A 14,616-nucleotide genomic window follows, 5' to 3' on the forward strand; every position below is an offset into this window, starting at 1 on the left:
TCATGATTTCGACTTTTTCTTGTGCAAGCGGATGTCCGTAATAATTGCCCATGCCATTGCGGTTGTTGCGATTAGATATTTAAAAAATGAACCTTGATTATTTTGTTGTTCCGTTATTTTTTTAAAAGTTGATACAAATGGGGTGTGAAATAAAAAAACATCGATTAGACTCAATGTCAGCATCATAATAACGCTAAATATTACAATTGCCACTGTAACCATTTTTCACATGAACTCCTCTGATCAACTTCGCTTGTATTATTTACGATCATCGGGGAATATATTCCAGATGCTTTGAGCGTTAAATGAATGAGGGCCGCCAAACAGGCATCAGTACAGCCTATTTAGCCATTGTCTTGTACCGCTTTCTTCTGCTCTACGTAAGATAATGTAGACTACCAGGAGGAGAGGAAAACAACATGAAAGCTATCGTTACAGGAGGCGCCGGCTTTATCGGCTCACACCTTGTGGATGAACTTCTTGCCAGGCAATTCGAAGTCCATGTCATCGATAATCTGAGCTCAGGGAAAATCAAATATTTGAATCCGCAAGCGAAACTCTACATGGAAGACATCAGCAGCGAACATATAAAGCCTCTTATCGCAGATATCCGTCCCGACTTCGTTTTTCACCTTGCAGCCCAAGCCGATGTGCAGCGTTCGATTCAAAATCCGGCGTACGACGCGATGACTAATCTTATCGGCACAATCCGCCTGCTTGAAGCATGTCGCGACGCAGCCGTGAGTAAATTCGTTTTTGCTTCAACTTCGGGCGTGTACGGAAACTTGCAAAAAGAGCTGATCGCGGAAACCGATCCGGCTATCCCGATTTCCTATTACGGTTTATCGAAATTAGCTGCAGAATCCTACATTCGCGTATTCCATCAGCTTTACGGACTGCCCTATACCATTCTTCGTTACGGAAATGTCTATGGCCCAAGGCAAACAGCCAAAGGAGAAGGCGGCGTTGTCGCCGTTTTTATGGAACGGATCCAAAAAGGGGTGCCTCTGACCATCCATGGCGATGGCGAGCAAAGCCGGGACTTCGTTTATGTCAAAGACGTGGTCCGTGCCAATATTGCCGCTACGCGGAACGGCGGGCAGGAAATCATTCATGTCAGCACGGCGAACCGAACATCCATCAACAATTTAGTACATCTGCTGACAGGATTTCACGGTACGGCGCTTCCCGTTATCCATGTTTCGGCGCGAGACGGAGACATCAAACATAGCTGCCTCGATAATCGTAAAGCGCTCGAGTGTCTGGAGTGGGAACCTAGCTATGATATTCCTTTAGGCTTAGAAGAAACTTACCGTTCTTATTCACTTGAAGAATAGTGAACTGTCTTGTACAGATCTTCCCCATAAAACGTAATATATTGAAGAAAACGAAAGAGGGTGAAGGCTACGTCTATTTTTCAATTTATTGCTTATGAGGGTGCTCCTGCGGATTCTCGATATATTCAAGCTTTCGATTTGAGGGTAGAAAATCAGGGAGAAGACGAGTTCGATATTTTGATTCAAGGGGAAAGTAAAGCTGGGGCGAATACGCTTAAACTGCACCATATGTACCCTGCCTCTTCAGGGTCTAATTCCAAGGTAATCGTCAACGAAGTCCCTACGAATTTCGGTCCGTTTTCCCTACAGCTCGTTACAAACATTAACGATGCCAGCAAAACAGCGGTTACGCTCTTTGCCAAAAATAACGGATCCGTCATTGCAATCTTCACCCAGCAGCATTTCTCCATTCTGGATTAGGGGGAGAGGCTGTTGAACGTCTTATTCGTGTATTACATCGCCAGCGGGGGCATGGATACGTTGAACCGACAACGGTGCCTCGCGCTGCGCAGACACGGTGTTAACGGTCATTGTCTTTATTATCAAAACGGCTCCGGCATGCAAAATGCTGGCGGTACACCGACGTTTGTCACCAGTAACCCCATTGAGATCAAACAGATCCTTGACAATGGGCAGTATGACGCTGTAATCGTGACAACCGACTATTATTCGCTGCAGTTCCTCCGTAACTTGGGCTTTACCGGCAAAATGTTTTTGGAGATACAAGGTCTCGGCTCCAAAGAAACAGCCAGAAAAGAGCTGTTTAACGCTCAGCCATACGTTATTGCTTACGCCAACGGCCTAATAAATCCAAATACACCGCATATTACCGCATTATTTCAAGAGTTTTATCCGCTTACTCCGAAATTTTTGTTCAATAATTGCTTTGATGCCGGTCAATTCCGGTATCGTCCTTGTCCTCAACATCCACGCCCGGTTATGGCATGGATGGGCCGCATAGAGCCCAACAAGAACTGGCGGGAATTTCTGCAAATCGGTTCACTACTGATCCGAAACTATGACCCTACTTTGCTACTGTGGATGTTCGAAGATGCCAACCTTTCACAACCGGAGGAACGTCAAGCTTTTTACGAACTTGTGCAGCAGCTGGGGCTTGGTACCCATCTTCAGCTTTTCTCCAACGTGCCGCATGCGGAAATGGAACATTTCCTTTCGATTATCGGAGACTCTGGCGGCTTCCTCTGCTCGACTTCCGTCGTGGAAGGACAGCCCTACTCGATATTGGAAGCCATGAGCTGCCGCTGTCCCGTGTTGACGACAAATTCAGACGGCGTATCGAACTCCATATATCATAACGAAACCGGTAAATACTACGAACGCGGTAATTTGAGCGATGCGGTGAAAGAAGCTTTAGAGCTGATGAGAAATACGCACCTCAGGGAGCACATCCGTTCGACCGCAGAACATCATGTGCAAACCTATTTCAATCCGGATCTGTACTGCATCCATTTTACGCACATGCTTCAATCTGTTTAATCATAAAAATGAGCCTTCATTCGCTGTGAACCGGTTGGTTTGCAAGGAAATGGAGGCTTTTTATGCAATTGGATCAAACTATGAAACTATGATAGAAATAGACCTCAAACTATTATATCCAACCACGCGAAATCATAGATTCGGCATATACTGCTAATGAAAGAGAGGAGGTGAAACAACATGTCATTTACAATTCAAGACTTCGGGAAAAGTAACGCAGCCCAATTCGCTTCATCTGTCTCCATTGCAATACCCGCTTCGCCAAGCAGTGTGAAACTTGCGGAATTCGGTTTATCTGTATTTGCAGGCGGACAAGTTGTCTTGGAAGGTACTGTCGGGACACAAGCGACCTTAGGCCAGCCAGACATCTTATACACGATTCTCCGCGGCAATACACCGATTTTTACCGTTAAATCTTCCGATCTGCAAGCGGGCAAATTCGATGAGGCCGGTTTTTCGTATACGGATGTCGTCGGAGTAAACGGTTATTACGCTTATAGCGTTACAGCGGAGATTCAGAACTCCATTGCTTCCAATCAGGCTAACGTTATCGGTCCTATTACCTTAAGCGGAATATCTTTGCTTTAATTCTTTTATCGCAACCATGAGGAAGACAGCGGCTTATAGCGGCTGTCTTTTTTAATTGATGGATGAAATCCCGTATAACTGTCTTGTACAATTCGCGTATGATCTACGTATGATAATATAAAATGCAAACAATTTGTTTCATGAAATTTAGATTAGTTTCATATTTTAACCATATGGGTGGCGATCGAATGAAAGTGCTGTTTATTTTCTATACGCCGAGCGGCGGCATGGAAACACTCAATCGTCAAAGAACCAAAGCTCTTCAACAGCACGGAATCGACTGCCACTTGCTATATTTGGAACATGGCGCAGGGCTGCAAAATATCGAGGGCATCCGCACCTACGTAATGACGGACGACATCTCTATAGGAAATTTAATGCAACAGGAGCAGTATGACGCTCTTATTGTCACCTCCAACTATTATTTGCTGCCCAGGCTGCGACAAATGGGTTATTCGAAGACGATTATTTTCGAAGCTCAAGGATTAGGGACGAAAGATGCGGTCCCTTATTTACTCTTTAATGCAATTCCTTACATTACCAATCAAGCAAATGCGCTGCTCTACCCGAAAACCCTGCACCTCATGGAGTTATTCGCCAAATACTATCCGGCTTTTCCGCATTTTTGCTTCCATAATTGCATAGACAGCACGACTTTTACTTATCAGCGGCATCCGACGCTCCCTTATCCTGTGGTCGGTTGGGTAGGGCGGGCGGACCCTAACAAAAATTGGCAAGCCATGCTGGACATCTTCAAACAATTGGTCGCGAGTTATTCGGGTTTGAAGCTGTGGCTGTTTGAGGATTCCTATATGGGAGACGAGAAAGAGCAGTATGAAAATGCGCTGAACCAGCCGGAGCTTGCCGGTCATGTCGTCCGGTGGTCGAATGTGCCCAACCTACAGATGCGCGATTATTACTCGATGATCGGGGACTCTGGAGGCTTCCTGCTTTCCACCTCCGTCACCGAAGGATTCGGCTATGCCATGGTGGAGGCGATGTGCTGCCGCTGTCCCGTTCTGAGCTCGGACTCCGATGGCAACAGAAGCTTTTTGCTGCCCGGGATAACGGGAATGATGTATGAACAAGGCGATATCAACCAAGCTGTGCAGGCAGGAAACTTTTTACTCATGAACCCACAGCCGAGAGAAGCCCTAAAGACGCAAGCCAGGCAGCATATCGAACAACATTTTTCGCCTGACGCCTACTGCCGCAACTTTGTGTCGATGCTAGGGCAGCTTGGCGAGTTCTAAAAGAGGAAGGCGGTGCTCTGCTCTGTGGCATTCACGACAGGACTCATGCTAAACCAAACAACGGGCGATCCCATAGCGAGATCGGTCATTGTCGGGGCTATCAACGATAATCCCCAATTTCAAGCCAACCTGGAAGTGATTGTGTTCCGTGTTGTCTTTCCTTCTTTTACGCGATTGCCGGCCGGTCAGGATCTCGTTAATCTGGGTCCCTTGAAAATGTTCTTTAAGACCTATACGCTAGTCAATGCGTTTGCCTATGAAGTCCAGATTGATTATTTCAGTGCCACGAACGTTGCTGTCAGTATCGTCGGCGTAGATCAGTTTGGTAATTTAGTCCCCTCTCAGCGAGTCCTGACCCCTGAACTGACCCTGATCGATCAATTAAGCAACGTAACCTGAAAAGGGGGGATCATTAACATGGCCGTTGTGAACATCACAGCCGGCGTTCCTGGCGCTCACCATGAGCCATCCATTGCTGTGAGTGTTTTGAATCCCAACATTATCAACGTCGTCGCTGTCGACACCTCAACAGGCTCTACGCAAATCGGAATCTACCGGAGCGTCGACGGAGGCAACACCTTCGCTACCGGCGTGCTGCCGCTTCCGGCCGGATTTGCGGGAATGGAAGCCGGGTTCATCGATTATACGCTGCCGAATACGTTTCTTGTTTGCGCCCATGCCTTTAACGGATTTCAGGATGGAAGCATTTTCGTTTACCGCTCTGTTGACGACGGTGCGACCTTCAGCCCTCCGATCCTCGTCTCCAGAGGATATGGCACCGTCGTTCATTATGACATCCCTTTCATCGCCACCGATAGTTCTCCTTCCAGTCCATTTCTGGGATTCAGTTACATCACGTACGTGCCCTTGTTCGATTTTGAATTCGGCAGCGGAAACGCGGCGATTTTTTTTCGGAGATCGCTGGATGCAGGATTAACCTGGGAGGAACCGATCCGGATTTCGGAGCCGTTCGGCATACAGAATCGCGCCGCCATTTCCGTTGGACTGACCGGCGAAGTCTATGTGGGATGGATTTTAACAGGGCCGACAGCCCCCGTATTTCTAATCCGGCGCTCTTTGAACGGCGGAGTTGCCTTTCAGCCTGATATCAATCAGCTTCCCGCTAAAGTAGCCGATGTTGTCCTCGTGCCGACACCGCTTCCCGGTTACACATTTCGCGTTCTGACCTTGGCGAGCCTGGGTACGGATGTTTCGGCAGGGCCTTTTAGGGGGAACATCTATGCGGTCTGGCAGGATAACCGGCAAGGGTATTCCGATGTTTTTCTTACGATATCCCAAGACGGGCTGCTGTGGTCAACGCCGTTAAGCATTACCGGCGCTCCTGCCGGCTCCCAGAATTTTTTTCCTTTTGTAACCGTCTCCCCGTATACCGGGGCAGTATTTGTCGTTTATTACACGAATAGGCTCAACCCACCTCTGCTGGACGTATTTGTGGCTGAGTCGCTTAATGGCGGCACCAGCTTCACGAATCGGAGAGTGACGCAAACGTCCTTTGATCCCGACAGTTTTGATTTGATCGGCGACTACATTACCGCCTCCGTCATTAAGCCTCAAACGCTGGCGGCAGTTTGGGCGGCAACGACGCCGCCAACCGGTAAGCTAGACGTTTATTTCGGCACTTGACAAAGGGCTGCCCGATGGGCAGCCCTTTGTTGTGAGCATATGTTACGGAGCAAGGGAAAGTCCGCTGAAAACGATCGGACCAACAACAAATGCCTGATTCGTTTCGGTGGAATTGAGCATCTCGACGTTAAGGCTGTAAGCGAAATATCCGGAGGCGACGGAATCCACATAAGTGAAGGATGCTTCACTGAACTCTCCGGCTTGAACCGAAGCTGCGCTTAACGTAAAAATAAGCGTATTCCCCCGGAATATGCGGTACAATAAATCGGGCTGGCCTAATGTGGCTTGTGTGCCTACCGTGGCATTAAGCAGCACTTGCCCGCCTTGCTGCCCAAGCAGGCCGAATTGTGCGATGGTGATACTGCTCGGCGCGCCAACGATCAGTATAGGGGCGATGGAGGAAACAAATTGGGCCGGCACGCTTCTGCCGAAATCGACGATGTTGAACATTCGCGCACTCCTTTTTTACGGAAGAACTCCTCTTTTATAAATCTTTCCAGGCCAACAGCGCATCGACAGGAGGATGATCTTCCCCGTACGCTTGGCGAAACGATACATTGCTTGCGTCGTGGAAATCCTTAAATACAAGAACCTGATAGCCCAGCTGCACCAATTCCTCGGGCTCCCAACCGCTGCGGTGGCTTTGAAATATCTCGCCCTGCAGTTGAAAATAATCGTACCCTTCTTGCGGAAAAAAGCCTCTTGGGGTAAAGATGATGACCCGCTTTACAGCAATTTCCTCCGCTTGTTTCAACAGATTCAATGCTTCAAATTTATGAAAGTGTTCCAGTGTATCATTGAAGAGGATCAGGGAAATCGTCTTGGGCAAAAAGTAGCGATGCATCTCTCTTGCATCCATATGAAGCGGAATCAAACTGGCAGAACGGTTAACGCGATTGACCAAATAAGGCCGATGCACATCAATCCCGACGAGGACCGGGCATTCAAAGTCCGTCGACAAGCACAGCCCACATCCGACATCAAGCAGACTGTAGCCTTGCCGATCGATCAATTCCTTCAGCTTCGCCGACAAATCCTTGCTGTCCGTTTCGGAAATCATTCTTCCACCCCCTCCAAAATGGTAGTACCTATTTCTTTAAAGACGCCAGGAAGTCCTGATCCGGCAGCAAGTAATCTGTCGGAAGGGCATCGCGCAGCTTGTTCCAAATAAAGCCGTCAACAGTAAGATCGGGAATGGACACCGGATCGGCAAACAGCCGATTGTAAGTATCCCCCATAACATTCTGTCCTGCGGTTTCCGGCACGTCCGGTTTCCGCTGGGAATGAACTTTTTCCTTGTTGGGATACTTGCTCTTGGCCAGCTCATAACAGTACAGCAAGCGCTCAACCATCGTATCAATCGACCAGCTCTTCATTCCCCGTTGCCTGCCAAGCTCTCCCAACATCCGCCGGTAGTTGTCATTTTGCAATAATGCGACAATATGACTCGCCAGCGCATCGCAGTTTCCACTCGGAAAAATCAATCCGTCTTGACCGTGATGGACCATTTCAGGAAGTCCGGCCGCATCGGATACAATGACCGGCAAGCCGGCAATTTGCGCTTCCATAACGGAAAAAGGCTGGTTATCCTGAAGGCTTGCCAGTACAAATAGATCGGAATGCCGCAACAAAAAAGGAACATCGTCCCTTTTCCCTAGAAAAAGCACGTCCTGCCGCAGACCAAGATCGGAAGCAAGCTGCTGGAGATTTCCGTTTTGCTGTCCGTCACCTACGATCCAGCAGACCCAATCGTCCCGGAGTGCTTTAACGATAGCCAAGGCATGGAGCAAATGATGTACGCCTTTGATATGTTCAAGGCGGCAAGTGCAAATGATCACTTTCTTCCCGATCGGTCGTTCAACGGGATAGCCAACCTCCATTTTTTGAAGAAAAGCCGGAATATCCATTCCATATGGGAAGACTGTGATTTTCTCGGATTGGACGGAAAATTCGTTAACAAGCAAATGCTTCAACCAATTTGAGGATGTGGTAGCGATATCGCTGGAGGCAATACCATAACGTTCCATGCTCGAATAGTAATCCCAGACAAACGAGCTTTTGATCATTTCTTCTGGATAATACTTCGATTGGTCAATCAGCACCTCTCTGGCGGCGCAACCGTGAATACTGGCGATCAACGGTGTCGTTTTCGGCTTTATGCGACTTAGAGCTCTCGTCGATAGAATGTCCTGGCAATGAATCACATCGTATTGATATAAACCAAGGTATGCTGCCGATAATTCAAGACAGTACCGATCGAATTCCGAATGCAGGACCGTAACATTATGATGCAAGTACGGAGCGATTTGAGCATGCAATTTCGCATGTAACATAGGCATGATCTTCTCTTTACCGATAGCACGGTAATTATGAAGTATATGGAATCGGTCGATACCGTTCCCCAGTATGTCCACCACGTGCCCCATGGCTTCAAGCCTTTGTTTGAGCTGCTCCGTGTAAGTCGATATCCCGCCTACATATGGCAGTTGCCAGTAAGTTGCAAGCAGTACTCTCATGTGTCACCTTCTTTCCCGGTGTGGCATTCTCGCTTTGGTGCAGTTCCTACACATTTTTCTGTAACAAATTAAGGATCAAGGGGCTGTACGTTTCACGTATATACCTGACTTCCTTCTCCATTCCGGCTTGATGAAGGAGCGTGCCATTGCCTCCATGCCAGCGGAAACGGGTCAGCGATTCCTGTAAATAATGGAATTCGAAGGGAGACAATACAATTCTGATCCACATTTCATAATCCTGCGTATAAAGCAGATGTTCGTTGAAAAACCCGACATGCTCGAACAATTCTTTTTTGGTCATGACCGTACATCCGTGCACAGGAACACTCTTTAAAAAGGCTCTGCGAAATTCGAGTCTTGAAACATAACTGCGGCCAGCGGAAGATTCTATGGTTTCGTTTAGAGCGTTGACCAAATCATAGTTGGTATGACTGACCCATGCATCTTGCGCCAGCATAAACGACAACTGCCTGACGATCTTGTCCGGATGAAACAAATCGTCGGAACTGAGCCAAGCTATATACTGTCCGGTTGCGTGACGAATTCCATGATTCAGTGCGCTTGCCGTGCCCCCATTGGCTTTACGGAGGTAACGGATCCGGTCTTTGAAAGGGGCGATTTTGTCGGTGTAGGTCGTCGAACCGTCATCGACAACGATAATTTCTACATCGGAATAGGTCTGATCCAGTGCGCTCTGAATCGCTTCATCGACATAAGGACAATTGTAAAAAGGTATGACCACCGTAACCTTTGGAAACAATGCCTTCACCCCCCCATTTCGGCAATTAGCGCCAGTAATTGTTCACGGTATTTTGTTTTAGTAAATTGAATTTCGTTTTCGATGGCTGGCCAGTATTTTTTGGTCCCCATTTGTTCGTGCCAACGATATAGGGTTAAAGAGTCGTCCAGAAAATGGATTGGCACCCGATTTAACAAAATGCGCAGCCAAAGGTCGTAATCGTGCGTATACAGCATGGCTTCATCGAAATACCCGACAAGCGAAAATATCTGCTTATGCATCATCACCGTACAACCGTTGATGGGATCTGTTTGCAGCCAGCTCTTCACGAAATCGATATAAGTCCGGAAACGTTTTCCCGCAGAACAGTTAAGCAGTTGAGTATCTGCATTGATTTCATCAAATGCGGTATAGCTGATCATCGCCAGGTTTGCCTGCATGAACGCTAACTGCTTCTCTACTTTATCGGGTTTAAATATATCATCGGAACTGAGCCACGCCACATAATCTCCCGAAGCGTGCCGAATCCCGTGATTTAATGCGCTGGCCGTCCCGCCGTTGCTTTTGCCGAGATAATACACACGCTCTCTAAAGGGTATGATCTTATCGGTGTGCATGGTGGAACCGTCATCAACGACGATAATCTCTATATTTGAATAAGTTTGATTTAAAGCGCTGATGATCGCTTGATCGACATACGGGCAGTTGAAGAATGGAATGATGATCGATACTTTGGACTGCATGCAATCCTCCTCCTTAGAGGCAGACTTTCAATAACTCCCCCTAGACCAATATATTAGACAGCCCTACCAATGGGAACGATAGTTGCCCTATGGCAATCATACATTTGCTATGAAGAGAGCGAAGAGGCTGTCCCAAGTCTATGATCGACCTAGCGACAGCCCCTTCATATTCATAGAATAAACAATAATTAACCCATTACAAATCCGGTTAAGTTAACTGGACCTATTATCGATGCGCTTCCTATACCACTTAATACGACAGTCAAAAAGTAGGTTTGCGTAGTGCCGACGACAAAAGGAGGCTGCGATAAATCCGTATGGACACTTGAAAAAGTACGAACCGTAGACAAAATAGCGCCAAGGCCTATAAGTTGAGAGTCATTCGTTTCAAAAATAATAGCTCCGCTCGGACTGCCACGGCGAATTCTGAAAGTCAGCGTTGGATTTGCCGGTGTCAAAGCTATGGTATCGCCTTGCCATCCGACAGTAGACCAAAATACAGATTCATTGGTCGTTGCCGAAATGTTAAGCGTGATCGAAGTTAAGAAAACTTCAACCCCTGTTGTCAACGTAATTGGTAATGCAAAAGTACCTTGTGCAGCTTCATTCGAACGAAAATCAAGAACAGTTGCCATTCAATCATCTCCTTTACTTGGAATGTGTTACCCTATATTAAATGCCAAATCTATGAATACGGTCATGGACATGCGTTGATTTGTATAAAGATAGATAGAATTAACTCTCTTCAAATCTAAAAAGGGCCGGACCATAGGTCGACCCTGCTTTTCCAAAAGGATTCTTATTCCTTAATTAATGCTTTGGAGAACGTTTCTACAAAAGGAGCATCAGGAAGCCTGTAGTCCTTAGGCAGAGAAGTTTTGATTTTGTTCCAAACCACGTAATCTACCAATACGTCCGGATTGGATGTTTGTACCAAAAAAAGCCTATTGTAAAGATCACCGATGACTTTAAAAGATTCCACCTGTTCAAACCACCTTTCCCATCGCTTTTTGATAAACGTCCAGCAAACGTGTAATCATAAGATCCAGCGACCAATGCGATTCTCCCCATACTTTGGCGTTTGCGCCCAACATTTGCCGGTACGCATCGTCCTGAAGCAGCAAGTTAAGATGGTCCGCCATCACATTCGCATCCCCTACAGGGGAAACCAGCCCCGTCTTGCCGTGCTCGACCATTTCCGGCAACCCTCCTGCATCGGAGACGACCGAAGGCAGCCCGAAAACTTGCGCCTCCATGACGGAAAATGGCTGATTATCCTGAATGCTCGGCAGCGCGAATATATCTGCTAATCCGAGCAAAGCAGGAACATCGTCACGATATCCGATAAATTGTACATCGTTTTGCAAGCCAAGGGATGCCGCCTGTTTTTCGAGCGCCCCCTTTAACTCCCCTTCCCCCACAATCCAGCAAACCCAGTCGGAGCGAGACTGTTTTACCAAGCCGAGTGCTGACAGCAATACCTCAATCCCTTTAATAAACACCAATCGTGCCGGACAGATGATCAATTTTTTACCAGGCGGCTTCTGTAAGTCAGTGCCTGCCGAATATCTCTCCCAGAAGGTGGCCGTATCCAGCCCGTATTGGAAGACGTCGATGCTTGCTGCCGGGACACCATAATCCTGGACCATCAGGTTTTTCAGCCAATGCGTCGAAGTCAGGGTGATGTCTGCCGAGGTGGCGCCGTAATATTCCATCGTTCTGTAATAGTTCCAGATTGGCAGCTTCTGCAATTCACGGTTCGGGCTTTGATTATAGACCGCAAGCATCACCTCTCTGGCAATCGAACCGTGGATATTAGCGATAAGCGGCGTTTTTTTCGGCTTTACTCGGCTAAGTGCACGCGCAGAAATGACATCCTGGGTATGGATCAGATCGTATTGGTCCATGCCGAAAAAGGCCGCTGACAGTTCCATCGAATAGCGGTCTATTTCAATATCGTAGACCCATCGATCGAAATTCAAATCAGGAAATGTCGAAGCATCGAGCTTCGCGAACAGCAAAGGCTTCAAGAGATCCTTCGCGATCTCGCGTTGATCGGATACCATATGGAACTTGGTAAAATCGGGGCTATTTCCCATCATATCTACGCTATGTCCCAATGCCTCCAATCTTTGCTTAATTTGTTTCATATACGGCCATACGCCTCCAAGATGGGGAAGCAGCCAGTATGTGGCCAGCAAAATTTTCACGAAATACCCTCCCTGTAACGAAGCTGCTAAGCGTAAGCTTCAAGCCGTACTTTATATAAACCCTGAACATAAGCAATTTCCTGCTGGATAGCCGGCCAGTGCTTGCGCGTACCCATTTCCTCATGCCACCGGTACATCGTCAGCGGCTGATCAAGAAAATGAACATACACGTTCCCTAAAACAAAGCGAATCCACAAATCGTAATCGTGCGTATATCGAAGAGATTCGTTAAAAAGGCCGATACGCGATAACTTCTTCTTCTTCATCATAACGGTACAACCGTTAATAGGGTCGAGGTTGATCAGCGAACGAATAAATTGGGCCTGGCTTGGAAACCGTGCTCCAGCTTTACGATTCGTCACATGGTTATGCGCGTCTATTTCATCGAAGGCCGTATAACTGATGGAAGAATTATGGGCCAGCATGAAATTTAGCTGGCACTCAATCTTATCCGGATAAAACATATCGTCGGAGCTAAGCCAAGCGATGTAGGCTCCGGATGCGGATCGGATACCGCAGTTTAGCGCACTAGCTGTTCCTCCGTTCGCCTTCCCCAAATAATGAACACGGGAAAGAAACGGAGCTATTTTGTCTGTATGCATAGTTGACCCGTCATCGACGACGATGATTTCGATATTCGGGTAAGTCTGGTTCAGTGCGCTAAGAATTGCATGTTCGATATAGGGACAGTTGTAAAAAGGAATGATGATCGATACTCTAGGTTGCATCACTACACCTCTATCGGAACAAAATTAAGATTTGGTTATCCCCCGTCCGTTCCAGAACCCGGTATCCCGAACCGGTTTTCGTGGCAATGCCATCGCGATTGGGTTTGCAGTAGCTGTCAACCTCGCAGGTACCGTCGTCCCGGACGAGCAGCTTGCCCAGCAGTCCAACGGCGACCCATTCCGGCCGTTTTAAGCGTGGCATATACGCCTGCTGGGGATTCCAGCGCGGATTGAGAACAGGTTGCATCTCTGTTCGTGCCGGCATCCATTCCTTCCCTGTTGCGTCTATTTCCGCTGACAACCTGACTTCATGGAATTGCACCCTGCCCCAGCTGTCAGTGACATATTTGCCCTGCCAATGCATTTCGCCGCTGTCTCCGATAATGGCCGGGGTCGCACTCGTAATCCCTACGATGTAGTCGTCCTCAGAAGCAGCGATTCGGACTTTCTTCCCGCTGCCGGCCACAAAATAACCGGGTTCGATCGGCATGCCGTCTGTCGTTTCAAATAATTCGGCATAATCCGCTCCGCCCGGTACGAATGCGCCATCGACAAACATGTTGCCGGAAGAAGCAAGCCATTTCGCACCAAGTCCGGGCGCGCCGGTGCTCGTTCCGTTGCCGATAAACCAGGAATAAGCTTCCGTTGCGGTGCCGTTACGGCCCATGATGTGGGCCCCTGCAAATCCGCCTGCACTTGTATTCAAACCTTCGGCATGGGAAGATTCGGCATTGGCAAGCGTCCCGATCCCTTCAGCGTGGGAGGCGTTGCCGCTTGCTGTCGTCTGTGCGCCTTCCGCATGCGCTGCGACACCGCTTGCCGTCGTTGTAGTTCCTTCGGCATGCGCTGCGTCTTTATTGGCAACCGTCGAGAATCCCTCGGCATGAGCCGCATTGGCGCTGGCAATCGTGCTGACGCCTTCCGCATGGGCCGACTCGGCAGTCGCTTGGGTCAGCGCACCTTCGGCATGTGCGGAATCTTTGGTCGCTGTTGTCTGAAACCCTTCGGCATGTGCAGCATTGCCGCCCGCACTTGTGTTCTGACCTTCCGCATGGGCGGCCGATCCGCTGGCCGTGCAGCTGCCTCCTTCCGCATGGGCGGCATTACCGTTGGCAATGCTGTTGAACCCTTCAGCGTGAGCAGCCGGGGCACTTGCGGTTGTGCCAATTCCCTCAGCATGAGAACCCTCCCCGCTGGCGAGCGTGCTTCCGCCTTCTGCGTGAGAAGCATTTCCACTGGCCGTCGTGTTGGAGCCTTCCGCATGTGAAGAAGGGCCGCTGGACGTCGTATTAAACCCTTCCGATGTCGAGCAGGTGCCTGACGGATTTTGATTGCATGCCATTAACCTATCACCCTTTCCG

At 48.3% G+C, this 14,616-nt stretch carries 18 protein-coding genes; 7 read left to right on the forward strand and 11 right to left on the reverse strand.

Features of this window, described 5'->3' with window-relative positions:
- Entirely contained in the window at positions 1 to 222 is a 222-nt protein-coding gene (locus ACFQZT_RS08730) for a hypothetical protein (RefSeq protein WP_379298711.1), read from the reverse strand.
- 197 nt (positions 223 to 419) lie between these two features.
- On the opposite strand from ACFQZT_RS08730, the gene ACFQZT_RS08735 reads away from it, so the two are divergent.
- The 7 genes from ACFQZT_RS08735 (at position 420) to ACFQZT_RS08765 (ending at position 6,319) form a co-directional block, all read left to right on the forward strand.
- Positions 420 to 1,337 carry an NAD-dependent epimerase/dehydratase family protein gene (locus tag ACFQZT_RS08735; protein WP_379298713.1) on the forward strand — a complete coding sequence of 306 codons (918 nt, stop codon included), beginning with the start codon at positions 420 to 422 and terminating at the stop codon, positions 1,335 to 1,337.
- A 60-nt stretch (positions 1,338 to 1,397) separates the two neighbouring features.
- Positions 1,398 to 1,757: a hypothetical protein gene (locus tag ACFQZT_RS08740; RefSeq protein ID WP_379298715.1), complete on the forward strand. Its 360-nt coding sequence runs from the start codon at positions 1,398 to 1,400 to the stop codon at positions 1,755 to 1,757.
- Between the two features lie 12 nt (positions 1,758 to 1,769).
- On the forward strand, positions 1,770 to 2,834 hold the full coding sequence (locus ACFQZT_RS08745; protein ID WP_379298717.1) for a glycosyltransferase: 1,065 nt from the start codon (positions 1,770 to 1,772) through the stop codon (positions 2,832 to 2,834).
- A 180-nt stretch (positions 2,835 to 3,014) separates the two neighbouring features.
- Entirely contained in the window at positions 3,015 to 3,422 is a 408-nt protein-coding gene (locus ACFQZT_RS08750) for a hypothetical protein (RefSeq protein ID WP_379298719.1), read from the forward strand.
- Positions 3,423 to 3,610: 188 nt separating this feature from the next.
- On the forward strand, positions 3,611 to 4,675 hold the full coding sequence (locus tag ACFQZT_RS08755) for a glycosyltransferase family 4 protein (protein ID WP_379298721.1): 1,065 nt from the start codon (positions 3,611 to 3,613) through the stop codon (positions 4,673 to 4,675).
- Between the two features lie 24 nt (positions 4,676 to 4,699).
- Positions 4,700 to 5,074 (forward strand): hypothetical protein, encoded by a 375-nt coding sequence (locus ACFQZT_RS08760; RefSeq protein ID WP_379298723.1) that lies wholly within the window; start codon positions 4,700 to 4,702, stop codon positions 5,072 to 5,074.
- A gap of 18 nt (positions 5,075 to 5,092) precedes the next feature.
- The gene (locus ACFQZT_RS08765) at positions 5,093 to 6,319 is read left to right on the forward strand and encodes a sialidase family protein (RefSeq protein ID WP_379298725.1); all 1,227 of its coding nucleotides are present in this window, start codon (positions 5,093 to 5,095) and stop codon (positions 6,317 to 6,319) included.
- Positions 6,320 to 6,361: 42 nt separating this feature from the next.
- Here ACFQZT_RS08765 and ACFQZT_RS08770 read toward each other — a convergent pair whose 3' ends face one another.
- The 10 genes from ACFQZT_RS08770 to ACFQZT_RS08815 form a co-directional block, all read right to left on the reverse strand.
- Positions 6,362 to 6,769, reverse strand: coding sequence for a hypothetical protein (locus tag ACFQZT_RS08770; protein ID WP_379298727.1), 408 nt, complete (start codon positions 6,767 to 6,769; stop codon positions 6,362 to 6,364).
- 34 nt (positions 6,770 to 6,803) lie between these two features.
- The gene (locus ACFQZT_RS08775) at positions 6,804 to 7,379 is read right to left on the reverse strand and encodes a class I SAM-dependent methyltransferase (protein ID WP_379298729.1); all 576 of its coding nucleotides are present in this window, start codon (positions 7,377 to 7,379) and stop codon (positions 6,804 to 6,806) included.
- A 28-nt stretch (positions 7,380 to 7,407) separates the two neighbouring features.
- Complete coding sequence (locus tag ACFQZT_RS08780) at positions 7,408 to 8,835, reverse strand: glycosyltransferase family 4 protein (protein WP_379298731.1); 1,428 nt, start codon at positions 8,833 to 8,835, stop codon at positions 7,408 to 7,410.
- Positions 8,836 to 8,881: 46 nt separating this feature from the next.
- Positions 8,882 to 9,595, reverse strand: coding sequence for a glycosyltransferase (locus tag ACFQZT_RS08785; protein ID WP_379298733.1), 714 nt, complete (start codon positions 9,593 to 9,595; stop codon positions 8,882 to 8,884).
- A gap of 5 nt (positions 9,596 to 9,600) precedes the next feature.
- The gene (locus ACFQZT_RS08790) at positions 9,601 to 10,317 is read right to left on the reverse strand and encodes a glycosyltransferase family 2 protein (RefSeq protein ID WP_379298735.1); all 717 of its coding nucleotides are present in this window, start codon (positions 10,315 to 10,317) and stop codon (positions 9,601 to 9,603) included.
- Between the two features lie 188 nt (positions 10,318 to 10,505).
- Positions 10,506 to 10,952: a hypothetical protein gene (locus ACFQZT_RS08795; protein ID WP_379298737.1), complete on the reverse strand. Its 447-nt coding sequence runs from the start codon at positions 10,950 to 10,952 to the stop codon at positions 10,506 to 10,508.
- Positions 10,953 to 11,116: 164 nt separating this feature from the next.
- Positions 11,117 to 11,299: a hypothetical protein gene (locus ACFQZT_RS08800; RefSeq protein WP_379298739.1), complete on the reverse strand. Its 183-nt coding sequence runs from the start codon at positions 11,297 to 11,299 to the stop codon at positions 11,117 to 11,119.
- A gap of 4 nt (positions 11,300 to 11,303) precedes the next feature.
- Positions 11,304 to 12,527, reverse strand: coding sequence for a glycosyltransferase family 4 protein (locus ACFQZT_RS08805; protein ID WP_379298741.1), 1,224 nt, complete (start codon positions 12,525 to 12,527; stop codon positions 11,304 to 11,306).
- Between the two features lie 26 nt (positions 12,528 to 12,553).
- The gene (locus ACFQZT_RS08810; RefSeq protein ID WP_379298743.1) at positions 12,554 to 13,255 is read right to left on the reverse strand and encodes a glycosyltransferase; all 702 of its coding nucleotides are present in this window, start codon (positions 13,253 to 13,255) and stop codon (positions 12,554 to 12,556) included.
- A gap of 10 nt (positions 13,256 to 13,265) precedes the next feature.
- Positions 13,266 to 14,597 (reverse strand): peptidase G2 autoproteolytic cleavage domain-containing protein, encoded by a 1,332-nt coding sequence (locus ACFQZT_RS08815; protein WP_379298745.1) that lies wholly within the window; start codon positions 14,595 to 14,597, stop codon positions 13,266 to 13,268.
- Positions 14,598 to 14,616 lie beyond the last annotated feature (19 nt).

The organism is Paenibacillus sp. GCM10027628 (assembly GCF_042676385.1).
Classification (GTDB): Bacteria; Bacillota; Bacilli; order Paenibacillales; family NBRC-103111; genus Paenibacillus_E.

Coding starts and splice junctions, on each gene's coding strand:
- ACFQZT_RS08765 (WP_379298725.1), top strand. CDS start 5,093: ATGGCCGTTGTGAACATCACAGCCGGCGTTCCTGGCGCTCACCATGAG.
- ACFQZT_RS08755 (WP_379298721.1), top strand. CDS start 3,611: ATGAAAGTGCTGTTTATTTTCTATACGCCGAGCGGCGGCATGGAAACA.
- ACFQZT_RS08770 (WP_379298727.1), bottom strand. CDS start 6,769: ATGTTCAACATCGTCGATTTCGGCAGAAGCGTGCCGGCCCAATTTGTT.
- ACFQZT_RS08750 (WP_379298719.1), top strand. CDS start 3,015: ATGTCATTTACAATTCAAGACTTCGGGAAAAGTAACGCAGCCCAATTC.
- ACFQZT_RS08795 (WP_379298737.1), bottom strand. CDS start 10,952: ATGGCAACTGTTCTTGATTTTCGTTCGAATGAAGCTGCACAAGGTACT.
- ACFQZT_RS08780 (WP_379298731.1), bottom strand. CDS start 8,835: ATGAGAGTACTGCTTGCAACTTACTGGCAACTGCCATATGTAGGCGGG.
- ACFQZT_RS08790 (WP_379298735.1), bottom strand. CDS start 10,317: ATGCAGTCCAAAGTATCGATCATCATTCCATTCTTCAACTGCCCGTAT.
- ACFQZT_RS08810 (WP_379298743.1), bottom strand. CDS start 13,255: ATGCAACCTAGAGTATCGATCATCATTCCTTTTTACAACTGTCCCTAT.
- ACFQZT_RS08730 (WP_379298711.1), bottom strand. CDS start 222: ATGGTTACAGTGGCAATTGTAATATTTAGCGTTATTATGATGCTGACA.
- ACFQZT_RS08815 (WP_379298745.1), bottom strand. CDS start 14,597: ATGGCATGCAATCAAAATCCGTCAGGCACCTGCTCGACATCGGAAGGG.
- ACFQZT_RS08735 (WP_379298713.1), top strand. CDS start 420: ATGAAAGCTATCGTTACAGGAGGCGCCGGCTTTATCGGCTCACACCTT.
- ACFQZT_RS08775 (WP_379298729.1), bottom strand. CDS start 7,379: ATGATTTCCGAAACGGACAGCAAGGATTTGTCGGCGAAGCTGAAGGAA.